This window comes from Mucilaginibacter terrae (assembly GCF_031951985.1).
Lineage (GTDB): Bacteria > Bacteroidota > Bacteroidia > Sphingobacteriales > Sphingobacteriaceae > Mucilaginibacter > Mucilaginibacter terrae_A.
On record NZ_JAVLVU010000001.1, the window covers coordinates 42,330 to 68,127 of the forward strand.

The 25,798-nt window shown below is 42.0% G+C and carries 18 protein-coding genes; 13 read left to right on the plus strand and 5 right to left on the minus strand.

Features of this window, described 5'->3' with window-relative positions; translation table 11 throughout:
* Positions 1-93: 93 nt before the first annotated feature.
* The 4 genes from QE417_RS00200 to QE417_RS00215 form a co-directional block, all read right to left on the minus strand.
* A complete protein-coding gene (locus QE417_RS00200; protein ID WP_311946712.1) occupies positions 94-2,292 on the minus strand; it encodes a sensor histidine kinase in 2,199 nt (732 codons plus the stop codon).
* Between the two features lie 367 nt (positions 2,293-2,659).
* Positions 2,660-3,382, minus strand: a complete 723-nt coding sequence (locus QE417_RS00205; protein WP_311946713.1) for a VIT1/CCC1 transporter family protein — start codon at positions 3,380-3,382, stop codon at positions 2,660-2,662.
* 75 nt (positions 3,383-3,457) lie between these two features.
* Entirely contained in the window at positions 3,458-4,708 is a 1,251-nt protein-coding gene (locus QE417_RS00210) for a sensor histidine kinase (RefSeq protein ID WP_311946715.1), read from the minus strand.
* Positions 4,705-5,382: a response regulator transcription factor gene (locus QE417_RS00215; protein WP_311946717.1), complete on the minus strand. Its 678-nt coding sequence runs from the start codon at positions 5,380-5,382 to the stop codon at positions 4,705-4,707. Before QE417_RS00215 ends, QE417_RS00210 begins: the two co-directional genes overlap by 4 nt.
* A 107-nt stretch (positions 5,383-5,489) precedes the next feature.
* On the opposite strand from QE417_RS00215, the gene QE417_RS00220 reads away from it, so the two are divergent.
* The 6 genes from QE417_RS00220 (at position 5,490) to QE417_RS00245 (ending at position 9,930) form a co-directional block, all read left to right on the plus strand.
* Positions 5,490-6,164, plus strand: a complete 675-nt coding sequence (locus tag QE417_RS00220) for a cytochrome b/b6 domain-containing protein (RefSeq protein WP_311946719.1) — start codon at positions 5,490-5,492, stop codon at positions 6,162-6,164.
* Positions 6,165-6,322: 158 nt separating this feature from the next.
* Positions 6,323-6,592 carry a thioredoxin family protein gene (locus QE417_RS00225; RefSeq protein WP_311946721.1) on the plus strand — a complete coding sequence of 90 codons (270 nt, stop codon included), beginning with the start codon at positions 6,323-6,325 and terminating at the stop codon, positions 6,590-6,592.
* A 151-nt stretch (positions 6,593-6,743) separates the two neighbouring features.
* The gene (locus QE417_RS00230) at positions 6,744-7,700 is read left to right on the plus strand and encodes an FAD:protein FMN transferase (RefSeq protein WP_311946722.1); all 957 of its coding nucleotides are present in this window, start codon (positions 6,744-6,746) and stop codon (positions 7,698-7,700) included.
* A 4-nt stretch (positions 7,701-7,704) separates the two neighbouring features.
* Complete coding sequence (locus QE417_RS00235; protein WP_311946724.1) at positions 7,705-7,935, plus strand: DUF4266 domain-containing protein; 231 nt, start codon at positions 7,705-7,707, stop codon at positions 7,933-7,935.
* A gap of 15 nt (positions 7,936-7,950) precedes the next feature.
* On the plus strand, positions 7,951-9,186 hold the full coding sequence (locus QE417_RS00240; RefSeq protein ID WP_311946726.1) for a DUF3570 domain-containing protein: 1,236 nt from the start codon (positions 7,951-7,953) through the stop codon (positions 9,184-9,186).
* A gap of 321 nt (positions 9,187-9,507) precedes the next feature.
* A complete protein-coding gene (locus QE417_RS00245) occupies positions 9,508-9,930 on the plus strand; it encodes a nuclear transport factor 2 family protein (protein WP_311946729.1) in 423 nt (140 codons plus the stop codon).
* A gap of 96 nt (positions 9,931-10,026) precedes the next feature.
* Here the strand turns inward: QE417_RS00245 and QE417_RS00250 are convergent, their stop codons facing one another.
* The gene (locus QE417_RS00250; RefSeq protein WP_311946730.1) at positions 10,027-10,620 is read right to left on the minus strand and encodes a hypothetical protein; all 594 of its coding nucleotides are present in this window, start codon (positions 10,618-10,620) and stop codon (positions 10,027-10,029) included.
* A 268-nt stretch (positions 10,621-10,888) separates the two neighbouring features.
* On the opposite strand from QE417_RS00250, the gene QE417_RS00255 reads away from it, so the two are divergent.
* The 7 genes from QE417_RS00255 to QE417_RS00280 all read left to right on the plus strand — a co-directional run bounded on the left by QE417_RS00255 (position 10,889) and on the right by QE417_RS00280 (position 25,743).
* Positions 10,889-12,625, plus strand: a complete 1,737-nt coding sequence (locus tag QE417_RS00255) for an ATP-binding protein (protein ID WP_311946732.1) — start codon at positions 10,889-10,891, stop codon at positions 12,623-12,625.
* A 167-nt stretch (positions 12,626-12,792) separates the two neighbouring features.
* The gene (locus QE417_RS00260; protein WP_311946734.1) at positions 12,793-13,179 is read left to right on the plus strand and encodes a 4'-phosphopantetheinyl transferase family protein; all 387 of its coding nucleotides are present in this window, start codon (positions 12,793-12,795) and stop codon (positions 13,177-13,179) included.
* A gap of 16 nt (positions 13,180-13,195) precedes the next feature.
* Complete coding sequence (locus QE417_RS23600; RefSeq protein WP_376717537.1) at positions 13,196-13,459, plus strand: 4'-phosphopantetheinyl transferase superfamily protein; 264 nt, start codon at positions 13,196-13,198, stop codon at positions 13,457-13,459.
* A gap of 258 nt (positions 13,460-13,717) precedes the next feature.
* Positions 13,718-20,275, plus strand: coding sequence for a polyketide synthase (locus QE417_RS00265; protein ID WP_311946735.1), 6,558 nt, complete (start codon positions 13,718-13,720; stop codon positions 20,273-20,275).
* A 5-nt stretch (positions 20,276-20,280) separates the two neighbouring features.
* Entirely contained in the window at positions 20,281-20,703 is a 423-nt protein-coding gene (locus tag QE417_RS00270; RefSeq protein ID WP_311946740.1) for a condensation domain-containing protein, read from the plus strand.
* A gap of 16 nt (positions 20,704-20,719) precedes the next feature.
* The gene (locus QE417_RS00275; RefSeq protein WP_311946741.1) at positions 20,720-24,292 is read left to right on the plus strand and encodes an amino acid adenylation domain-containing protein; all 3,573 of its coding nucleotides are present in this window, start codon (positions 20,720-20,722) and stop codon (positions 24,290-24,292) included.
* An 857-nt stretch (positions 24,293-25,149) separates the two neighbouring features.
* Positions 25,150-25,743, plus strand: a complete 594-nt coding sequence (locus QE417_RS00280; protein WP_311946743.1) for an RNA polymerase sigma factor — start codon at positions 25,150-25,152, stop codon at positions 25,741-25,743.
* Positions 25,744-25,798 lie beyond the last annotated feature (55 nt).

The window sequence follows — 25,798 nt, forward strand, 5'->3', positions numbered from 1 at the left end:
ATAACAGAATTTAGATGAAATTGATTAGTTAAACAACGATATTCCGTTGCTGTGCAACGATATGTCGTTACTTGCTACATGTATTTATGAGCGCTATGACAAATGGAACGACGTTTTAAGCACCACACCATTTTGGTTACTTATATCTAATTTGCCCCCTATCTGTTTACACAGACCACGGATCAAATTGAAGCCCATAGAATTTGCCTGATCCAAATCAAACCCAGGCGGAAGCCCCTCGCCGTTATCAGCTATTTGCAGGAGATAATCATTTTCACCGGTTTGTTTCAGGATGAGATGAATACCACATTGCTGTTGATGGCCAAAAGCATATTTGATGGCATTGGTGATCGCCTCATTTAATATCAATCCAATAGGTACAGCTACGCTCACCCCGAAGTTAAGCTCATCGATTTGTTTTTCAAATGTTATCCGGTTTCCCAAGTCAAAGCTTTCCTTCAGGTAATCCACCAGTTCGTTAATATAATCCACCATATTAACCACCATATAGCTTTCAGACTGATATAGCTTTTGGTGTATGAGCGCAATAGAATGCATCCGGTGTTCGCTGTCGCGTATAGCGGCTAATGCCTGCTCATTATCTATAAATGAAGATTGCCGCTGTAGTAAACCCATCACTATTTGCAAGTTGTTTTTTACCCGGTGGTGTACTTCTTTCAAAAGCCATTCTTTTTCTGTGATCAACTGGTTGAGTGTTTGGTTCTTCCTGCTTATTACCAGGTTGTTACGTTTATTTAAGCGATAGTTATGATAAAGCACCAGCACAAAAAGCAGTAGTATAACAACGCAAATTATCACCAGGTTCTTTATCTTATCAGCTTGGTTCACCCGATCGCGCTGCAACTGGGTTTCTTTTTTTAAAGCCGAGATGTTCTTTAATTGCTGTTCTGTTTCATATTTAATATTCAATTCTTCAATTTGCTTATTCTTAGTTGCATTGAAAATAGAATCGTTCATTACCTGAAACCTAAGCAGATGTTTGACGGCAGAGTGGTAATTATGTTGTGCCGAATCGACCTTGTATAGCAACAACTGAAGATCTTTTACTCTTTCTACATTACCGGTGTCGGTAGTAGTTTTTGATAAGTATGTGGCCGCCTTGTCATAGTCTTTTTTGGCAACTAAGAACTTGCAGAAATCAAACAGCGCTATATAATATATCTCCGCATCCTTATTTGAATAAAAATCTACTACTTCTTTGTAGTACTTTTCAGCAAGTTTATATTGTTTCAAAGCGTCAAAGCAATAAGCTTTTGCCTGGGCAATATTAATCCGGGCAGCATCACCCACAGGGCCATAATCAAGTTCCAGTTTTTTAAGATAAGCCAGTCCTTCAGCTTGTTTATTTTTTTTAATTAATTGTTGTATTAAAAAGCCTGCGGTTCTGAATATATAGTCTTGCCGCATTAATAGCTTGTTTCTTAGCTCTAAGGTCTTTTTATAATAAACTATGCTTTTGTCTGTTTGCCCCAGCGCTTGGTATATTTGTGCAAATTCACCGTAAACAGAATGTAACTCCTTAATGTCGCCTCCCGTTTTTAGTGTCCAGTTCTCACTTTCAAAGGCATAATAAAGTGCTTTGTTAAAATTAGCCTTATACCGGTAATACTTGGCCATGGCCCTGTAGGCTAACCCAATGGCTTTATGTTTGGAATTTTGATGATCATTGATCAACCTTTCACATAAGATCTTAACCGAATCGCTATTACTCAGCATTAAGTAGGTCATGGCAAACTTTACTTGTGCATCAAGTTTCTTTTCAATATTGTTTGCTTTGGTAAAGTAATACTGAGCGTTCTTCCAATAACGGAAACTTTCTGTTGGCCTTCCAATCAGTGCCGTGTTATAGGCAAGTTTTGCATAGGTATCACCGGCTTTTTCGTAATCATGGGTAAGTGTATAAAAATCAACCGCCTTTTTATAATATGCAGATCCCTGTGCATCCTTGTGCTGTAAATAAGCGATATCACCCAGCCTGCAGAGGATGCTGTGTGAATTATAATTTTTGGTTAGCTTCAACTTCTCGCTTAAAGTCAGGGCCTGGTTAAAATAATCAATTGCCCGGTTGAATTGATTGATGTTTTCTGTAGGCTCAGTTTTAATGAAATAATACTCACCTAAATTGTAAAGCAACCTAACTCGGGTAGAATCGTTATGGCTTGCTGAAAGCTCTTTTTTAAGCTGTTTTGCGTAGGGCGGGCCATACATTTGCGCATATCCGGCACGAGACAGGGCCAGGAGTAAGATTAATTGCAAAAGTTTATTAGGCATTTATTGATAAGCTGATGTGAGTATTTTGAAATTTAAATTGAATTGGCTAAACACGCCCTTCATCACCAATCTTTATCTTCCAAAACTACGAGGCTGCCATTACTTGAAATATCGATGCAATATATTGATTCTGGAAATTAATTTAAATTATCGAAGTTGGGTGGATCAAAGTATTGAGAAGCTGATATTGCTTATCAAAAGTATTTAAAATCACGAAAATATTTATAACGTATTTAAAACGGGAAATAACAGCTTACCAATCCGTATATCTACCAATTCATTCAATGGAATTCAATCAATAAACCTGCTTCGGGTCAACTGTCACGTTTCGTTTGTAAAATTAACTTCTGCATTCACAGATGCCTTATTAAACCTTTACACCAAACAGATAGCCCACCAAAGCTGATAAACCCATAGCCAGCGTTCCCCAAATAACAATACGAACGATAGCTTTTTTTATGCTCGAGCCGCCCGTGAGTGCAGCTATGGTACCTAAAATGACGAGGAAAATGATCGTAAAGCCATAAAGAAAGTACTCCAGATTTTTGACGGGGGCCATCAAAATGACTAAAAGTGGCAATACGCCGCCTGCTGTGAAAGATGCTCCGGAAGCTAATGCAGCCTGTACCGGCTTAGCCTGGCTAATATCATTGATGCCCAATTCATCCCTAACATGTGCGCCCAAGGCATCTACGTCCATTAATTCGGTAGCTACTTGTAAGGCAGTTTCTCTTTTTAGTCCCCGTTTTTCATAGATCTGAGCCAAAATCTCTAACTCTTCCTCGGGCATATCGGCAAGCTCCTGTTGCTCACGGGCAATATCGGCCTGCTCGGTATCGGTTTGTGAACTTACAGATACATATTCGCCGGCAGCCATAGATAGTGCACCAGCCACCAAGCCCGCCACCGTTGCCAGTACAATAGGTTCTCGCACGTTGCTTGCAGCCGCAACACCAATGGCCAGGCTCGATATAGAAATGATGCCGTCGTTAGCACCCAGCACTGCTGCCCTGAGCCAATTACTCCGGTGAATGTAGTGCTGGTTGAGATAATTGTCGATGGTGATCTTATCATTTTTGTTTGCATTCATAACCTAAGAATTATATTCTATTAATAATGATCCAATCTAAATTACCCACTTCGTTACAAACGGATATTATCCTGTTTAACTAAATTTCACTTCAAAACAGTGAAAAAATGGCCGGTATGTGTACTGCAAAGAAAACCCCTGCTTAATACATATCTGCTTCAGTATAGACAGGCCCAGGCCAACACCGTCAGACTGTGGGTCCTTATAAAATCTTTCAAAGATCTGGCCTTGGGGCAATTCTCCTTTGCTGCCTGTGTTTTCAAAACGGAGTTCGCCTTCTTTAAGCTCAATGCGTATCTCGCCGCCATTAATATTGTGCCTTATAGCATTGCTGAATAAATTGCTCAGTAAAATGTCGAATTGATATTTGTTCCCCAATATAGTGGTATCATCAGTTAAGCAGGTTATTTTAATATGACGCTCATCAATAAGCTCTTTAAAATTATCCTTTTTTTGTTCAATAAGTTCTGCAGGTTTAAGAAGCACTTTTTCTCCAAGCAATTCATGATCGATCTTTACCAGTAACAACAGCGATTGATTGATCTTATTGAGCCGGTTAGTTGCCTTGTACAGGTCAAGTAGCGCATTACTGTCGTTTTCGGCAAGGGTTCCTGATTGTAGCAGGGTGTCCAATTTTGAATTAATGATGGCTATGGGGGTCATCATTTCATGCGAGGCATTTTCTGTAAATAATTTGATCTCCCTGAAATCATCCTCTATTTGCCCGGTCATTTGTTGTAAAGCTTCGTCTAACTGTTGAAATTCCGATATGTTAGTTTTTAAAGCCTTGTAACTGGCTTTCATAATATTGAAGCTTTTAATTTGATTTAATATATCGTAAAAAGGCAACCATAACTTCATTAGCAAATAGCGGTTGAATATTGCCAGTAAACCAAATAATATTACAACAGGAATAATGATGGCCCAAAATACGATCTGCACCTGACGGGACTGCGCCGCCTTAGAATTTAGGATGATAACGTGAAAGGGACTTTTTCCGAATATAATATCAGCCTTGAGATAACGTGCAAATTCGGTTTGCTTTTTCCTCGGATTGTAAAATGTGGTATCTCCTGAATATTGCTTCCTGGAGACTTTGAGAGCAGGCTTGTACTCGATGACCAGGTCAACATCCTCCGGCGGTGCAGGAAAAATATTTTTTACATGCTGGTAGTCCATGGCCTCTATCAACTCCTCCCGTAAATTTTCGTCGATCTTGCTGTTCAGCGTGTAGTTAAGGGCGTTGTAAAATAAAAAACCAATGGAAAGCAATCCAACCAGTAAAACAGCTAATAATAACCTGTTATATTTGGTAAATAAATTCATATGTCGGCAAATCGGTAACCTACGCCGTATACAGAATGGAAATAATCTTGCGCGCCGGCATCTGACAGTTTTTTGCGTACATTTTTGATATGCGTATATATAAAGTCAAAGCTGTCGGCCATGTCGGCATCATCACCCCATAAATGTTCGGCAGCGGCGCTTTTAGATATAGCCTTGCCTTTATTGTATATAAAATAAAGCAAGAGGTCATACTCCTTGCGGGTAAAATGAACTTCCTGTTCGTTCACGGTTATCATCTTGGCATCCAGGTTAATACTTATTTCATTAAAGTTAAGCACATTTGAATACAGGTTGTTTTTACGCCTGATAATAGCAGCTATGCGCGCATTCAATTCAGAAAGATGGAACGGCTTGATCAAATAATCATCGGCCCCCAGGTTTAAACCTGTAATGCGATCATCAAGGGCATTACGCGCAGAAATGATAATGACACCTTCTGCCTTTTTTAACGATTTAAGGTGTTGTAAAAGTTTAAAACCATTTCCATCAGGCAGCATCAGGTCAAGCAATATGCAGTCATAAGTATAAAGCGAGATCTTTTGATAAGCCGTTTCGTAAGTTAAAGCTGTTTCGCACAAATTGCCCTCTGTAGTAAGGTAATCCTTTATAGCTGAGGATAGGCCGGGCTCGTCTTCAATGATCAGGATCTTCATTGAGGAAAGTTAATCAGAAATATTGAAGATAATCTGTAGTGCTTCTTCAAAATCCCTCCAAAGTCTAATTATACTTTTATTGAATTAAAATGGCATAACCTATTATCATGGCTATTATAGAACCGGTAAAACAAGATCCGAATCAACCATCTATTACACGCAAGTACCCGATACATATTCGGTTGTGGCACTGGTTGAATACGCTCGTGATCATGGGGTCATTGGTCACCGTTCTGATCAATAGTACCTTAATGGATAATAAAGCTACCGGAGCTATTATGACCGAACAAGCTTTAAAAGCGGGCCAGCAGTTAACCCCGGAACTCTCAAAACAGATCGCGCATGAACTGGAAGATAATGTTTGGAACGTGCATGCCTACATAGGCTTGGTATTGGTAGCGTTACTGCTTTGGCGTATCATTTACGAGATCATTTCCCCGGTGTCACAGTCGCTTTTTCGTAAGGTAAGTATTGCTCGAATAGCTTTAAAAAGTGGTGGTCATGAAGCTTACCTGGCCCGTCATGAATTAGTTGTTAAAGCGCTTTATATCGGATTTTATTTGGTGCTAATGCTAATGAGTGTTACCGGCGTGTTGTTGTTGTTTTTTAAACACGAATTGGGGCTACAAAAACCACTGGCTCATCAAATGCAGGAGTTTCATGGCTTTTGTATGTACCTGGTACTTTTATTTATAGGAGTACACATTGTGGGTGTAATACTTGCCGAGCGTAAAAAGAGTCCCGGTATTGTATCTGATATGATCAATGGCGGCGGTAAATAGCGGGGGAGGGTAGAATGATCAATGCTACAGAATATCTCCAGAATTGGATTTTATAATTACTCAAATTTTCGGGCAAACTGCGCTGATAATATAATGCGATAAGGCCTTATACCTTAACGCAGTTGAGTTTAAATAGTGGTGGTTGAATAAAGAAATTGATGATGAAAGTATTAATGCTCAGTATATTTTTAATAGCTCAGGTTGCATGGTTGGGCAACTTTAATGAGGCGCAGCAGCAAGCTAAACAAACGCATAAAATGATACTCGTTAACTTTTCGGGGTCTGACTGGTGCGGTCCTTGCATCCGCCTGCGTAAAGAAATTCTGGAGACAACCGAATTTGATAGCTATGCACAAGATCACCTGGTATTGGTGCGGGCCGACTTTCCTCGCCAGAAAAAAAATCAATTAAGCAAAGAGCAGGTATAAAGGAATGAGACCCTGGCAGACAAGTATAATGCCGAGGGGAAATTTCCATTCACACTGCTGCTTGATGAAGATGGTAAAGTTTTAAAAACCTGGGACGGCTATCCTAATGTTACTACCGCTCAGTTTGTAGCACAAATTAAAACGTTTGAGCATGCAAAGTAGTGAGCTAACCACTACTTTGCCCGCTGTATTTAAGCGTGGCTTGCGCTTAATGGGTAACCATTTTGAAATAAGCGTGGTATGCGATGATGAGCGTGTAGCGCAAAACTGTATTGACGAAGCAGTTACCGAGATACAACGAATAGAAGCCTTGCTAACCACCTACAAAGATAGCAGCCAAACCAATTATATTAATAATAACGCCGGCATTGCTCCTGTAAAGGTAGACCAGGAGGTATTTGACCTGATCGAACGCTCGCTTAAAATATCGCACCTTACACAGGGTGCGTTTGATATAACCTATGGTTCGATAGACAAAAGCCTGTGGAACTTTGATGTGAATATGAAGCAGTTGCCTGATACGGAAATTGCCATGCAATCGGTGCGACTTATCAATTACCACAACGTTGTATTAGATAGACAAAACCTAACAGTATTTTTAAAAGAGCATGGCATGCGCATTGGCTTTGGCGGCATAGGCAAAGGCTACGCGGCAGACAGGGCCAAAATGTTACTCCGGCAAGCCGGCATACAAAGTGGCATCGTAAACGCAGCCGGCGATCTGGCTACCTGGGGCACCCAGCCCGACGGCAAACCCTGGACGGTAGCCATTGCCGACCCTAATGGCAAGGTGCCCTACATTTCAAAACTAAACATCAGCAACACAGCTATTGCCACCTCGGGTAATTACGAAAAATATGCCACCATTAATGGCAAAAGATACTCGCACACCATTGATCCAAAAACAGGGCTGCCCGTAGCAGGCATTAAAAGTGTAAGTATTATTTGCCCCAGTGCCGAACTGGCCGATGCCCTTGCAACGCCCGTTATGGTAATGGGGGTAAAGGTAGGGCTCGACCTGATTAACCAGCTTAAAGGAGTGGCATGCATTATTGTAGATGATCACGATCAACTGTACACCTCTCAAAACATTAATCTACACTATTAAATCCATGAACAAAAAATATCAGCTATATGTCCTGCTGGCCTTAGTGGCCTTTAGTTGCAGCGGGCTTGCATCATGTGTTTCGGTAAAGCCTTATCAAAAAAACAGGCTCAATGATGCCGAGATGGAGCTTAGGGCTCGCACGGCTCAAAAGTTTGAGCAAAGTTTCCAGCTTTATCGCGAAGGTGGATCGGGTGCTAATGGCGGTAAAAGTGGTGGCGGCTGCGGTTGTAATTAATTGATGGAAGCCTAAATGAAAAAACTATATTTAAACGTCGCCCTGTTTTATATGGGCATCTTAGCATCGCATGCTCAGATAGTTTCCCCTGTTCCTGCTAAAGCAGATACGGCAAATGCTGCCTATCACTCTAAAAAGCTTACGGTCGACGAGGTTAACTTCGTTTCGGCATATTACCATCAGGATGGTAACCATTCGGCAGTAACCGGTGGTATTGGTACCGAATTGCTCACAGATTTTGCCAATACTATTGACGTACAGTTATCTAACTATAACAAGCGCGGTCGTAAGAATACCTTTTTGTTCGAATTAGGCATCGATCATTATTCGTCGGCCTCGTCTGATAAAATAGACCCGTCAACCATATCTTCTGCATCAAAGTCTGATAACCGTATTTACCCATCGCTCAACTGGACCCGTACCAACGAGCAAACGGGCAATGCTTATGGTTTTACAGGCTCTTATTCGCACGAATATGATTACCAGTCGTTCGGCGCTGCCTTTAATCTTACCCGCTTGTCTAAAAATAAGAATACGCAGTTTGATATGCGGCTGCAGGCATTTTTGGATAAGTGGAAAGTGATCTTGCCGGTAGAGCTACGACCGGGTTATGCGCCTGGCAAAAACTATGAACACGATCACAGTGCGGATGGCTCGGCACCACGTAATTCGTTCAGCGCATCGTTTTCTTTATCGCAGGTAATTAATCCGCGGTTACAGGTACTGATTATAGTAGAACCTGCATATCAGCATGGATTGCTTTCTACACGTTACCAGCGCGACTATTTTACCGATGGATCGCTACGGGCCGAGAACCTGCCTGGTAAGCGTTATAAACTGCCTGTAGCGGCCCGCTTTAATTACTTTTTAGACGATCATTTTATCATCCGCACCTATTACCGTTACTACATGGATAATTGGGGCATAAGAGCCCATACCGCAGAAGTGGAAGTTCCGGTAAAACTAACTTCATTCGTATCGGTCAGTCCGTTTTACCGATATAACTCGCAGCAGGGAACCCGGTATTTTGCACCATATGGCCAGCACAACCCCAATGCCGCTTACTACACCAGTGATTGTGATCTGGCCGATTTGCACAGCAGTTTTGTTGGGGCAGGGTTACGCCTTAGTCCGCCAAAAGGAGTTTTTGGCTGGCAGCGCCTCAATATGCTTGAATTGCGTTACGGTCATTACATGCGTTCAACTAACCTGACATCGAACGTTATAACATTGAATATGAGGTTCAAGTAAAAGCTATTTGGTTTGATCTACATTTCATTTACCTAAGCTGGCCGAAATGGAACAAGTCGTTTTGTATTCTAAAAAACGGCTTGGGTAGAAAAATTGAAAGTTCGATTGATTTAGTATTATGTCTACCTTAAATTCACCGGCTCATCGGTCAGGCTGTAGCCGTTCTGAATTGTAAATGATATTTGAAATTACCAGATAGGTGGGACTTTACGGAACCGTGATTTTGTGGGCATTCCTTTCTATATGTCAATATATTAAAAGTTACAGGCGAAATTAAGATATACCGAAAATTTATATTTTCACCATAAAAATACAGATCTAATGGCATCGTTTGTACATCCAGAGTCTGAAGACATTGAAATAATCAGGCAGTTTTATTCAGGCATAAATCGCAATGATATTGAGTTTGTATTGACACTAATGGATGTCGATGTCAGTCGTATTGAACCTGAAGAATTTTCGGCAGCCGGTATCTATCAGGGGCACTCCGATTTGCGAAAGCATCTAACAGCGGGAAGAAGCACTTGGGCAGAGGGCACATGCGAACCGGTCGATTTTTTTTCTAACGGAAATAAGATAGTTGCTACTGTCCATATCAAAGTTCGGCTTAATAATCAATCAGAATGGATTGACGCAAGAATAGCAGATGGGTTCATGATTAAAGATGGCCTGGTGATGGAATTTAATTCATTTGCGAACATCCAGAATGCTTTTGCATGGGCTAACATTGCAGCCAACAGTTAAACTGTTTTTTTTCTAAAAAACACCACTTGCCGCAAATGTTCTTGTTAGAGTTTGAAATTGCCCGGTCTGAATAATCTGGATGCCATAATAAGGTTATTAATTAGTAGCCTTAGTGGTAATTGCCTTAATGATCAAATCCAGCTCTCTGGCACTACGTTCCAGCATTTGCGTTAATTTTAATATTTCAGTTTGATCTTCCTCATGAGCAATTATGTCAGCGATACCAAGAATGTTGGCTAAGGGTTTACGAACTCCATGAGACTGTATAAAACTAATTTCATCCAGTTGAATTTCTGCATGATTGAGCCTTTCTTTTGCCTCCATAAATTCTGTTATGTTATAACCAATGCAAAAAATTCCCTCCGGTATACCTTCTGCGTTTAACATGGCTTGCATTTCCCACTGCGTAACAACAAAGCCTCCTTTTCCATCATGTTTTCGCAATGTTACCGGGAACAATTGCCCCGGAGCCTCAAAACACTTTGGGCCGGTTTCTTCACAAATTTTAATATCCTCCGGATGAAGCGTAACCGAAAAGTGTTTTCCTTTCAACGTTTTTTCACCCATTGCAAAATTTCGGTCATAATTTTTGCTTACAAATGAATACCGGCTATCCAGCCCAATAGAAATGGTATAAAAGAATGAGGAATCCCTGAGGAAATTATTTATTGGGGCGTAGCTATTTATCAATGTTATTTTGTTTAAGCAGTTTAAAACAGTGACGTGAAATTAGTGCATAATTTATTTCGTTCTAATTTATATACGAAATTGCAAATTAAAAGTTAACATGCGCTGCTAAATGAGATCAAAAAGTTGCCAGAATAAATCAATTGACGATAGTTTACTTATCAACTTGAAGTGCCCTGGCACTTCAATCATCAATGTTATTAAGCGTTTTAACGCTTAATAATTCTTAAAGCTATTATTATTTACCTTTGAAGTTTGTTAAGTAACATCAATGAAGATTCAGCAGGCAGCTCAATACATCAATAAGTGGTCAGGAAGTGAAACACTTTTAAACGCACAGCTGAAGCTGTTCACTCTGATGCTCTCTGCCAATGTACTTAAAGGTGGGATATACCTTTATGATGCCATTTATCGTCACGGCGGCGAAGGTAGCGGCAGGGCGGTCCGCCTGATGGTTACGTCAGTAGTTATCATTTTTGTATTACGGAAATTTCCTAAGATTATTCAATGGGGTATCCATTACGCAGTACTGGCTACTATTGCCCATGTTTACTACCGGGCATTTAATAAATCGGTTGGCTTGGATGCGGTTACAATGCAAGCCATTATTATGGTCATTATTTCGGCCTTTTATGGACTCGGAAAAAAGTGGGGTACCGTTTACACGCTTATTGCAGCTGCCTCAACTTTACTGATACATTACATAAAGTTTCGTTTTACGGGATTAATTCCTTTGCCACAGCATCTTAACGACATTTACATAGCTGTAAATTGGGTGGTGATCCTGATTTCTCATTTATACTTTCATGGTGTGCTGTATGGCAACCTGAAGGCCAGCAAAATCCTGAGTTTACAATTGGCAGAAGCTGCACAGGCAAAAACTAATTTTTTGTCGACCATGTCACATGAACTGCGTACACCACTAAACTCCGTTATCGGCATTGCCGGGTTATTAATCAGCGATGATGCCAATTCCAAACAGAAAGAACAACTTGATGTACTCAAATTTTCGGCCGAAGGATTATTAACGCTCATCAATGATATTCTGGATATAAATAAACTGGATGCCGGAAAGCTTGAACTGGAATCAACTCCGTTCTCACTCACCTTACTTTTAAACGGTATAGGTAGGGGAATGGAATTCAAAGCGCATGAACAGGGCCTTAAGTTCAAATTTTTTATGGATGAAAAGTTGAAGGATAAGAGCTTTCAGGGAGATCCTTCACGGCTTAGCCAGGTGCTTTACAACCTGATAGGTAATGCGGTCAAATTTACTGAACAAGGGGAGGTAAGCTTAATTACGGAAGTGATGAACCAGGATGGTTCTAACTACATAATCAGATTTAAAGTAACAGACACAGGTATAGGTATTTCGGAAGAGCAACAAAAGCTGGTATTTGATCCGTTTCAGCAAGCTACGGCCAGCACTACACGTAAATTTGGTGGTACAGGTTTAGGTTTGGCTATCGTTAAACAACTCGTAGAAATGTTTGGTAGCGAAATTAAGCTGAAAAGTAAGATTGGTGACGGAACATGCTTTTATTTTGATTTATCCATGCAGCAGGTAGAGCAGAAGGTTGGCGATGAATTAAGCGAAACACGTGATCAGGGAGAAAAGAACTTGAGCAGCCTACGTATTTTGCTTGCCGAAGATAATATGATGAACATCTATTTCATGAAGCAATTGTTCAAGCGCTGGAATATTTCTGCCGATATTGCCGAAAACGGTACAGAGGTTTTGGAAATGCTTAAGGATGCTGATTATGACCTGATATTAATGGATATGCACATGCCGGTGATGGATGGTATGCAGGCAACTGAACAGATCAGGAAGTTGGCTGATCCGTCAAAAGCAGGTGTACATATCATTGCCTTAACAGCTTCGGTATCTGATCAGATACAAAAACGTGTTATCAGTTGTGGCATGAATGATTATTTGCATAAACCTTTTCAGTTAGATGAGCTTAGGGCGAAACTGGAAGCGCGGTTATATTCGAACGCGTATTGACGCTCTTAGTTGATTTGATTTTTATGAGAATCTCATTTTTGTAAAAAAATCAAACGATAATTTGCATTACATTTTGTTCATACCCTTTTGAAATGCTTGTATATAGTGAGTGGCTTTTTGAGATTTAACAGTTCATTAATAATTTCGATCACAATATTGCTTCACCTATGGACGAATTTGACAAAATCCAGTTTACCGGTATTACCCCGTTTATTTCCCGGTACTTTACACATAAATTTATGGGTGTGGATTGTTTGTCATCTGCCGAACGAAACATCATACAAGGATCTGCCGAAAAACGCCGTATTGATTTTAGTACCGGGCGTTATTGCGCGCGCCAGGCGCTGGGCATGCTCATTAACAGTAAACCGGCCATTATGCAGGGCGAGGGGCGTGAGCCCTTATGGCCCAATGGCGTTGTAGGCTCTATCAGTCATTCGGGTAAACTGGCAGGAGCGGTGGCAGCACTACAAAGCAATATAATGGCCATTGGTGTTGATATAGAGACAGTAGGAGAGGTAAAGCCAGAGATATGGGATTTGATTTTTAAATGATGATGAGCAAATACTTATACGCAGCAAACAGGGTGATACTGCGCTTTGGGCAACCTTACTTTTTTCTCTTAAAGAAGCGTTTTATAAGCTTCAATATCCAATTACCAGGCAGTTTGTTGATTTTAAAGATATTACCATTTCGCAAAACGAAAAACTATTAAAGTTCGAAAGCGCTAACCCCAATATAAATCTTTCACCTGTTTTACTTAGCCAGGTTGAAACGCACTGGATTAAGGCTCAAGATCAATTGATATCAATTTGTTACATTTCAGTGAAGTAACATAATCATGCTCTAATAAGGCTTAAAGGCACATTTATATCCTCCATCAATCACAATATTGATAAGTATAACTATCAGGTTGTGCACAGAATTTATTATCATTGCCATACCCCTAAGCTAATTTATCTGTTAAGTGCCTAAGCAACGGCGCTTATTAATTTTTATGATAACTAAAATGCAGCTTGCGGTTAAATGTTGAAACACTTAACGATTCGCTGCAAGCGGTCGTTGTGGTAAAACGTAAGTTCACACGCGCACATGATCAAGGCAGATACGGTACTCGATATTCTTTCATTTCAGGTTAGTACAACACCCGGAAGTTTAGCATTAAAATTTGGTGAAACTGAGCTAAGCTACAAGCAGTTTGATGAATGTTCCAATCAGGTAGCCAACGCATTGATCTCGAAAGGTGTAACGCCGGGGATGCTTGTTCCTGTCTCCTTACATAATCCAGCCGATATGGTTATTGGCATTTGGGGTATCCTCAAAACCGGTGCTGCTTATGTACCTATCGACCCAGATTTCCCGGCCGACCGCATTAGCTATATGCTTGCCGATACAGGTGCAGGTGTTGTTTTATCTGACAGTGCCTCAACAATATTCATTAAAGCTGCTCAAGATAAGGTTATTGTAACTGCTGATGATAATTGGGCTGCGATACAGGATTTTCCTGCTGCTTATCCGGCTGTAAAAGTAGCTGACGACCAGTTAGCCTATGTGATCTACACTTCTGGTTCTACAGGTCAACCTAAAGGGGTGTTAATAGAGCATAGGTCTCTTCTTAATTATCTTACTGGTTTAACTACCCGCCTGCCTTATCATACTTTAACCACGTTTGCGCTGGTAGGTACCCTTGCCGCCGATATAATTATCACCAACCTTTTTGGCTCCTTTATGGTAGGAGGCGCATTGCATCTTTTTAACAAAGATAATCTTAACGATATTGAATACATACACCGGTACTTTAATGAACACAGTATCGATTGTATCAAGATAACGCCCTCACATTGGCAGTCGCTTACCTTTAAAGGGAAAGAATTACTGCCCCGTAAGCTTTTGATGTTTGGCGGCGAAGCCTTGTATACATCGGTGATCAGGGAGGTAATGGCTGATCCAGCACGGACCTGTATGCTGGTTAATCATTATGGACCTACCGAAACCACGGTGGGTCAGTTGTTGCACGTGGTGGACAAAAATGATCATTACGATCATATCATCCCTTTGGGTAAGCCATTTACCGGTGCCAGTGTTTACATATTTGATAAAACAGGAAATAAAGTTAAAAACGGACAAACCGGCGAGATATACATTGGCGGCAACTGCGTGGCTCGCGGGTATTTAAACCGGCTCGACTTAACCGAACAACGGTTTATAAAAGATAGCTTTAATACCGATAACAACGATCGCTTTTACCGCACCGGTGACCTGGCGCGCCAATTACAAAACGGCGATATTGAATATGCAGGCCGCATAGACGACCAGGTTAAAATAAGGGGTTACCGTATTGAATTAGGTGAGATAGAAAGTGTATTGCAAAAAGCACCCGGCGTTAAACAAGGTGTGGTACTTGCAAAAGAGAACAGCAACGGCGATAAGCGGTTGGTAGCTTATGTGGTTAGTACAAATGGATATGATAAGTGGGCCATCGTCAACTTTTTAGAACAGAAATTACCCGCCTACATGGTGCCCCAAATACTGGTGTCACTTGCCGAATTGCCTTTTTTGCGTAATGGCAAGGTAGATAAAAAAGCATTGCCTGATCCCGATGTATCAACACTACTTACCAATGCTTACCGGGCACCTGCAAATCATACAGAGACACTGATCGCTAACATCTGGAAAGATCTGTTGGCGGTAGCAAAGGTAGGCACCCATGATAACTTTTTTGAGTTGGGTGGCAATTCGTTGTTAGCGCTAAGATTCATTGCGTTATTAAGAGATAAGTATGGGTTGAAATTACCTGTGCCCAAGCTTTATCAATACCCACGTATAAAAGATATAGTAGCTTTTTTAGAAGGCAAGGCAGTTACAATACCCGTAAGGAGAAGTGTAAAACACGCTGATGCCGACATAGCCATCATTGGAATGGCTGGGCGGTTCCCGGGTGCCGATGATATAAGCAGTTTTTGGGAGAATTTAAAGGCGGGTAAAGAAACTACGCGCTTCTTTGAAGACCACGAATTAGATGCCACGGTATCAGCGTCGCAAAAAAACAACCCGGCTTATGTAAAGGCACGAGGTGTGCTTACTAATGTAAAAGGTTTTGATGCTGCGTTCTTTGGCATTACCCCCGTTTCGGCCCAATTGATGGACCCGCAGCAGCGTATATTTTTAGAAATCGCATGGGAGGCATTAGAAAATTCGGGATATGCATCGCAACAAGCACTACGGGTGACTGGGGTATTTGCCGGGGTGCGCTCTAATACTTATTACGCTAACAATGTTGTAAGTAATACTGAATTGGTAGAAAAGGCAGGCACTTTCCAGGTAATGACCTTGAACGATAAAGACTATGTAGCATCGCGCACCGCTTATGCACTCGATTTAAAAGGTCCGGCGGTAAATGTACAATCGGCTTGTTCAACTTCATTACTGGCCATAGCGCAAGCCGTGCAAAGCATTCGTAGCGGACAATGCGATATGGCTTTGGCTGGCGGGGCAACGATTAACGCCCCGGTAAACATTGGTCATTTATACGAAGAAGGCGCCATGCTGAGCAGTGATGGGCATTGCCGGCCCTTTGATGCCGATGCCACCGGTACCGTATTTAGTGATGGGGCAGGTGTAGTAGTATTAAAAAATAAAGAACAAGCGTTAAGGGATGGAGATACGATTTATGCCGTTATTAAAGGCATTGGCTTGAGTAACGATGGCGGCGGAAAGGGAAGCTTTACCGCACCAAGTGCCGAAGGCCAGGCGGCAGCTATTGCCATGGCCATAGACGATGCAGGGGTTAGTGCGGGTGATATAGCTTATGTTGAAGCGCACGGCACTGCTACACCCTTAGGAGACCCCATCGAAATTTCAGGGCTCAAAATGGCTTTCGGTGAGCACGGAAAAAAACAGTATTGCGCTATTGGTTCAGTAAAAAGCAATTTCGGCCATTTGACTGCCGCATCGGGCGTGGCCGGTTTAATAAAGGCCTGTTTAGCACTTTATCACAAGCAAATACCGCCAACTATTAACTATTTTAAACCCAACCCGCATCTTGATCTTGAAGACAGTCCGTTCTTTATAAATACCCAAACAATCAATTGGCCCAAAAACGCTAAGCACATTGCCGGTGTAAGTTCTTTTGGCGTTGGCGGCACCAATGTGCATGTGATATTAGAGAGCGGCAATGATGCACTTATAGCAGAAACCACGACATCCCGACCGGTGCAGCTCCTGTGCTGGAGTGCCAAGTCAACGCAAAGTTTGAATGCTTACGGTGACAGGTTAGCAAGCTATTTAAAAGGTGCTAATGATGCACACCTGGCCAATACAGCATATACGCTGCAAACTACACGAAAGAACTTCAACAACCGTCGCTTTATAATTGTACAGAATGCGAATGAATTTGTAGAAAAGCAAGATCATAGTTCGTTTAGCACCGGGTTAGTAAAAGATAGTGCCGGCAACATCGTGTTTATGTTCCCGGGGCAGGGAGCGCAGTTTTTAAATATGGGTAAAGGCTTGTACCAAACCGAACCCGTATTTAGAGCGGCAATGGATGAATGTGCTGCCATATTGATGGACATATTGAAATTAGATCTGCTGGATATTATTTATCCGGAAGTTGAAGATGAAGCCGCTGAAAAACTGTTAATCCAAACGGCACATAGTCAGCCTGCTTTATTTTCCATAGGCTATGCGCTTGGCAAATTATACATGAGCTGGGGAATATTCCCGGCGGCTTTTATAGGCCATAGTGTGGGCGAATTTGTATCAGCCTATTTTGCCGGAGTATTCAGTTTGGCCGATGGCCTGAAACTGGTAACCAGCCGCGGACAAATAATGGGCTCCGTAGCGCCAGGCAGTATGCTATCGGTTCGCTGCAGCGTTGATGAAATACAGCCGTACTTGTCAGATGAAATTGCTTTGGCGGCAGTAAACAGTCCTAAACTATGTGTTATTGCCGGTGAGGTTGAAGCTGTGGTTAAACTAAATAACACGCTCACATCTAACGGCCTGCTTACCCGCCTGTTGCCAACAAGCCACGCTTTCCACTCACATATGATGGATGCCGTTGTACCATCTTTTGAAGAGGTGGTAAAAACAATTGAGCTTAGTTCACCACTCATACCAGTAGCCTCTACCGTTACCGGTGAATTTCTTACAGCCGATGAGGCAATATCACCAAACTATTGGGCTTCACACCTGCGCGCAACCGTACAGTATAGCAAAGCGGTGCAGCGCTTATTGGATGATGAGTATACGTTATTCCTCGAACTCGGACCAGGCAGTTCATCCTCAACGCTAACACGTCAGCAAGCAGCAGGAAAGGTGGAGGTAATCGCCATTTCAACACTCGAAAAAGCAGATGAAGAGCAATCGTGCAAGTTGGCCATAAATGCCTTGGGGCAACTTTGGTTACATGGTGCAGATGTTGATTGGGCTTCTTTTTACAAGAACGAAACCCGCCTGAAGCTAACCGATGTGCCTACTTACGCTTTTAATAAACAAGATTATTGGGTAGAACCGGTGAGGTTGAATACAACTTTGACGAATATTAACACAGCAGTACAACCCACTTATACAGAAAAACAAAGCAATACTACGCCGGTAATGAGAAAGCAGGAACTGATAACACGGCTTAAACTAACATTGGAGAATGCATCGGGCATTGAGATGCATGCCGCCACGCCAGAAATGAGCTTTATTGAACTGGGACTGGATTCGCTTATTCTCACCCAAGTGGCGATGATTATCAAAAAAGAGTTTGCGTTGCCGGTTACCTTCAGGCAGTTGAATGAAGAGTTGGGTACCTTGGATTTGCTTGCAGCTTATTTGGATGCTCATATGCCGGTAAATGCCTATCCACAACAGGCAGCTATGCATAATAGTTCATCGCAGGCTTCGGCAGTAAATGCGCTAACCAGTAATGGAGATGCCCTTACCATCATCAGCCAGCAGTTACAGCAATTGGCTGCGCAGGTAGCACAGTTACAGGGGCAACCATATCAGGCTGCTACGCCCAGGCATTATGCAAATAATACTACTGTATTGTTGCCATCGGCGCAGTCACCAACTGCACAGCCCGAACTCACCGCAGAAGAAGCAGTTGAGATCAAAAAGCCATTTGGTGCCATAGCCCGCATCGAAAAACGGTCCGAAGCTTTAAATGAAGATCAACAGCAATACCTGGCTGATCTGGTCAAACGCTATAACGAAAAAACCAAGTCGAGCAAAGCCTATACCCAGCAGCACCGCGCCCGCATGGCCGATCCGCGGGTGGTATCGGGCTTTAAGCCGGCCACTAAAGAGTTGGTTTACTCCGTGGTCATTAAAAGATCGAAAGGCAGCCGCTTATGGGATTTGGACGGCAACGAATACATAGATGCCCTGAACGGTTTTGGTTCGAGTATGTTGGGCTACCAGCCCGATGTGGTCAAGAATGCATTACTCGAGCAAGTTGAACTTGGTTATGAGATAGGTCCGCAGCATGAATTGGCAGGCGAGGTATGTGACTTGGTTTGCGAATTTACAGGCTTTGACCGCGCCGGGTTGTGCAACACCGGGTCAGAAGCCGTGGTTGGCGCTATGCGCATAGCGCGTACGGTAACGGGCAGGTCTGTTATTGTAGCCTTTGCTGGCTCATATCACGGTATTAATGATGAAGTTATTGTGCGGGGCAGCAAAAAGCTAAAAACTTATCCCGCAGCGCCGGGTATTATGCCCGAGGCCGTGCAAAATATGCTTATTCTGGATTATGGTACCGATGAGGCATTAAAAATAATTGAAGAACGTTCGCATGAAATTGCCGCAGTGTTGGTAGAGCCTGTGCAAAGCAGGCGTGCCGATTTTCAGCCTGTCGATTTCCTGAGAAAGCTCCGCAAGCTTACAGAAGATACCGAAACCATCCTGATATTTGATGAGGTTATCTCAGGTTTCAGGTTTCATCCGGCAGGAGTGCAGGGTATGTTCGGTATTAAAGCCGATATAGGCACATATGGCAAGGTAGCAGGTGGCGGCCTTTCTATAGGCATAATTGCTGGTCATAAACGATTTTTGGATGCGCTGGACGGCGGTTTTTGGCAATACGGCGATGACTCTATACCCGAAGTGGGCGTTACCTATTTTGCCGGTACGTTTGTAAGACATCCGCTGGCCTTGGCCACTACCAAGGCATCGCTCAATTATATGAAAGCAATGGGGCCGCAGCTACAAGAAAACCTCAATGCCAATACACGCTACCTGGCCGACAGCATAAACACCATTTGCCAAAGGTTAAAGGTGCCTATATTCATCGCTCAATTTGGCTCGCTTTGGCGCATCCGTTTCCTGGCCGAATACCCATACCAGGAATTGTTTTTTACCCTAATGCGCTACAAAGGTATTCACATACTCGAGGGCTTTCCTTGTTATATGACCACCGCCCACAGCAAAGCCGATATAGAGAAGATCATCAGCTGTTTTGAAGAAAGCCTTACAGAATTGATCGGCTATAATTTTATTCCTTCATACGATCATCCGGCACCTGATAAAATTAAAGTATTGAACCAGCCACCTATACCCGGTGCAAGGCTTGGTAAAGACAAAGATGGAAACCCGGCCTGGTTCACCATCGATGAAGCAAACCCCGGTAAATACTTAATGATAAATCAATCTCACTAATTTTAATGCACACTTTTACGCCTGTTGATTTCGATCCTTTTGCTGATGAACAAGAGATAGAGAAAATTATTTATACCAATGAGCCGCAAAAAGAAATGTGGCTTTCCTGTATGATCGGTGGCCAGGAGGCTAATTTATCCTATAACGAATCGGTCTCTTTAGAATTGAAGGGTAATCTTAATTTTAATGCGTTTGAGCAAGCAGTACAAAGCTTGGTTCAGCGGCATGAGGCTTTGCGATCTACCGTTAGTCCTAATGGCGAAACACTTATCATATACAAAAACTTCCCGCTAAATCTATTACTGACAGATATTTCCAACATTTCCGAGATTGAGCAAAATATCGAAATAGAATCGTTTTTACGCCGCGAGATCGGCATACCGCTCGACTTGCATAAAGGGGCCGCTTTTTCGTGCATTTGTTCATGAAATCTCTGAGAAAAAATTGCTTTTTACCATCATTAAACATCATATCATTGGTGATGGCTGGTCTACCGGGGTAATGCTCGAAGACCTGGCGAAATTTTACAATGCTTATAACCAAAACCACAGTGCTTATTTAGCTACACCCACTCAACTCAGTGATTATGCCTCATGGCAAGCAGCTTTTAAACAAAGTGCAGTGTACCATGAAACAGTAGCTTTTTGGCTTAACGAGTACAAAAATGGCGCACCGGTACTTAATCTACCTACTGATAGGCCCCGCCAACCAACAAGGACTTATAAAGGGCACCGCATCGACGTGCCATTATCGCCTAATTTAGCCTCGAAAGTTAAAGCTATGGGAGCTAAGGCCGGTGCGAGTTTGGTGACCACCTTGCTTACGGCATTCGAGATACTGTTATACCAAAAAACGCAGCAAACTGATGTTGTAGTAGGGCTTCCCGCTGCTGGGCAGGCAGCATCAGGTCTTACGGGCGTAGTGGGACATTGTGTAAACCTGTTACCGCTGCTAAGTCATATAGCACCCGCTTCATCGTTTATCGACTATTTAAAGAAGCGTAAAAAAGAGGTATTAGACGCCTATGATCATCAAAACATCACCTTTGGCGAACTGATTCGTAAACTTTACATCCCCCGCGATGCCTCGCGTATACCGTTGGTGCCGGTTATTTTTAATATTGATATGGGTATGGATAACGCAGTAGCGTTTGATGGGCTTGAGCTTAAGTTGATCAGTAACCCGCGATCATACGAGAATTTTGAACTGTACCTGAACGTAACCCGTTCTAAAGAGGACATAGTTTTGGAGTGGTCCTACAATACCGATATTTTTGATGCCCAAACCATTGAAGGCTATAATAGTAGTTATGTTGATATACTACAGGCAATGGCAGATACTCCGGATGCAAATATTGCACAAATTGCCGGAGTACAGCAAGAACCGGTTAACTTAAGTGTCATTTCTGGCGATAAAGCTCATATTGAGGCAAATACCAATCTGATAACCTTGTTTGGGGCTACTGCAAAGCAGTATGCACACAAGATCGCAGTAACTTTTAATCAAACTACGCTTACATACGCACAACTTGGCCAAAAAGTAAACCAGTTATCTGCATTTTTGGTGCAGAAGGGGGTAAGCAAAGGCGACATCGTAGCCCTGTTACTCAGTCGGTCGGCACAAATGGTGGTCTCAATGCTGGCTGTTTTAAAAGCAGGAGCGGCGTATTTGCCCTTAGATCCCAATTATCCGGAAGAGCGGATAGCCTTTATGCTCGAAGACTCGTTGGCTAAATTACTGCTGGTATCTCAGCCCTATAAAGGCATTTATGGTAATGTTGTTAATGAGATTATTGTAGAAGATGCCTGGACGCAGTTAGATAACTATGATACTAACGACACAGCCGCTAAATTAATTGGCGATGACCTTGCTTATATAATCTATACCTCGGGCTCTACCGGCAAGCCTAAGGGGGTGAAGATAACACATGGCAACCTGATCAACTTTTTGCTCAGCATGCAAAAAGTGCCCGGCGTTAATAGTACCGACCGCTTGCTGGCTATTACCACAATATCATTCGATATTGCCGGTCTCGAGCTGTACGTTCCGCTTATATCAGGAGCCGAACTGATAGTGGCTGATGCCGAAACGGCAAGAGATGGTCGTTTGCTGGTTAACAGGATCACTGAGAGCAACATTACCGTATTGCAGGCAACGCCATCTACCTGGCAAATGCTTATCGATTCGGGTATGCAAAGGCGGGAAAATTTAAAGGCACTATCAGGCGGCGAACCGCTGTCAAAAGAATTAGCCAATCAATTGCTTACGCTTACCGCGAGTTTATGGAATATGTATGGCCCTACCGAAACCACCGTATGGTCTACCCTCAAACAGGTAATAAAAGGCGAAAAGCTGATCACCGTTGGTAAGCCGATTAGTAACACCCAGGTTTATATCATGAATGAGGCAGGTAACCCACTTCCTGCTGGCACTTCCGGTGAGATCTGCATAGGCGGATATGGTGTAGCAAAAGGGTACCTAAACAGGGCTCAACTTACTGCCGAAAAATTTGTGACCGATACCATATTTCAAACACATCCCGCTAAATTATACCGCACGGGCGACTTGGGTAAGCTGTTGGATAATGGCGAGATCCAATGCTTGGGAAGAATTGACGATCAGGTAAAAATAAGAGGACACCGCATAGAACTTGGCGAGATAGAGAATTCGATATCCTTATTAGATGGCGTAAAGCAGTGTGTTGTTATGGCTTATGATGATGCTTTGCTTAATAAATACCTGGTGGCCTTTGTTATAACCGACAATGCACATGCAGGGCTGGTAACAAGCAATATAACCAACCAATGGCGGGAAAAGCTGGCAGCGTATCTTCCTGAATATATGTTGCCCGAAGATTTTATACACGTCGCCGCTTTTCCAAAAACGCCCAATGGTAAAACAGACCGTAAAGCCCTTCCTAAGCCCGAGCGTACACAACAGTATGAAAGCAAAAGTGAAGCACTACCAGTAACAGATGAGGAAAAACTGATAGCCACTATATTTGCAGAGATACTTGGCCTTACTAACGTGTGTGTTACCGATGATTTTTTTGCATTGGGTGGGCATTCTTTGTTAGCTATTAAAGTAATGGTAGCTATTGAAAAGCTTACCGGCGACCGACTTCCACTGGCTGCTTTTTTTAATAATTCTACCGTAGAAAAATTAGCAGCCCTATTGGCAGGCCATAAAACTGTTGAAAGTTGGGAAACCGTTGTACCCATTAAAAAAGACGGTATAAAGCCACCGCTGTTTTTGGTACATGGCAGCGGGTTGAATTTGCTGTTGTTCAAATCTATAGGTGATCATTTTGATGAAGACCACCCTCTGTACGGTATCCAAGCCATTGGTCTTGCCTCGCCGGCAGCACTTCCGGAGACTGTGGAAGCTATAGCTGCGTATCATGTAAGCGAGATACTCAAGGCGCGGCCCGAAGGCCCTTATGCCATTGCTGGTTACTCGTATGGCGGCTTTATAGCCTATGAAATTGTGAAAAAGCTTATAAATAGCGGTAAAAAAGTGAGTTTTTTTGGCATTATTGATACAGATGCATGGGCAGCTATGCCGCCCAAAACCACTGCAGGGCGCATCATCAAAAAGGTGATCAGACAATTTCATAAGATCCCTTTCTTTATTAACTCCTTCATTAAATATCCGGGCGAAGCATTAGCCTATCAGCAACTGGTATTTAAAAGGAAATTTGCTCAGAAAGACTTATCCAGATCTGCATCTTCAGTTCAGCAATATACAGCCTATGAGCAACAGCTACGCAAAAGCTATAATAATGTAGTTAAAGCTTATCGCATAACGCCTTTTGATATTGAGGTGTCGCTTTTTAAGGTTGAGAAGAGAATTTATTTTGTAGATAATCCCAAATTCATGGGCTGGAATAGGATCGCACTAAAAGGTGTTAAAGTATATACCGTTCCGGGCGATCATAACACGTTCCGTTTACCGCCAAATGATAAAATTTTTGCCGCAGTAATTCAAAAAGCTATGGATGTAAGCGTGAAAAATTGATCATAGACCAACCTTTCACTTTATCCAGATGGAATAATTGACAGTGAATTAAGCGAAAAATTGCCCGTTTTAAAGCAATTGGATCTAAAGCGTGAAATATTGGTGATCAGTTATTACGTGAAGTATTTGATCACAGTGGTAAGAACTTTAGGTAAAGGGTTTGGATGCAACTGAATTCAAGTAACCTAAAATCGTTAATAAATTAATTGTCAACGGATTAAGTTGTATTTGAAATACCTAAGGTAAGTTTTACCCGCAGGTGTTCAGTTAGGTATTCTGAAACGTGGCTTTACTGAGGGGTAATTAATAAAAAAAACCTTAAATAAGCTATTTAAGGGGTTTCGGGTGGTGGAAAGATCACCTGTTGTGATCCCATCAGGATTCGAACCTGTCCTTGTAATGTGCTTATTATCAGTAATCTATGTAATTAAAAGCATTTCAGGTGTTTACCTGGGTAACTCAAACCATTAACAATTCGAATATAAGCTATTTTACGAGTAACTTATAACTTTAAATTTCTTTCAACTTTAAAGCTATACTTTTTCATTTAACTTACATGCTACCCATTCCTATCTAGCAAAAGGTTTCCATTTACTTGATGGAGGAAGAGCATATATAAATAGGAAATGATAAAAGCTGCTATGACCTTACAGACCGGACCGTATGTCTTTGTTATTTTATAAAGAAGCCAGATTTGTTATGTATACTGAAAGTATTTGACCACATGAGTTTTGCAAATAACATATGTAGCGTGCTTGACCGTTTTTAAAAATAACAGAAACGAAAATATAAATAGATTCATTAGGTTAATATTGAGTTAATACCAACAGCTTACTTTCGCTACAATTAAACGTCCTATGGCTATTGTGAATATTGAGCACCTGAAAAATTTAAAACGGGGAGATAGTAAGGCTTTCAATATGATTTTTAATGCTTATTGGGATAAGCTTTTCAGGGCTGCATTTTATCGCGTCGAAAACTATGATCAGGCTCAGGACATCGTTCAAGAGGTGTTCATTAAGCTTTGGGACTGCCGTTCAGATTTAAATATTACTGAGGAAAATATAGAGTATTACCTGTTAAAGTCAGTTAAACATAGAGTAATCTCCTATTACCGTTCTTCACAAGTAGCTGAATCGGTGTTAGAGGCTTCGTTGAAGGATTTTAATGAGGCTTTTGAGGGAAATATGAATGTTCAATTTGAGGTAGTCGAAAAATATGTTCAAACTCAATTAATGCAACTCCCTCCAAATATGCGTGTCGCTTATCAAATGCGCGATGACGAACACAGTATAACAGAAATTGCCAGTCATCTCAATCTGGCAGAGCAAACGGTTAAAAACCATCTTTATGAGGCCAAAACCAGATTGCGCGCTGCTGTTAAATCAGAATTTCTTACAGATCAGATCGCAATGCTCTTTGTTGCCATTATTCTGCTAACAAAGAATTAACATAAGCCTAAACTCTTCTTAAAGTACTTTGAAGTTTTCAAGCGTGTACAGTATG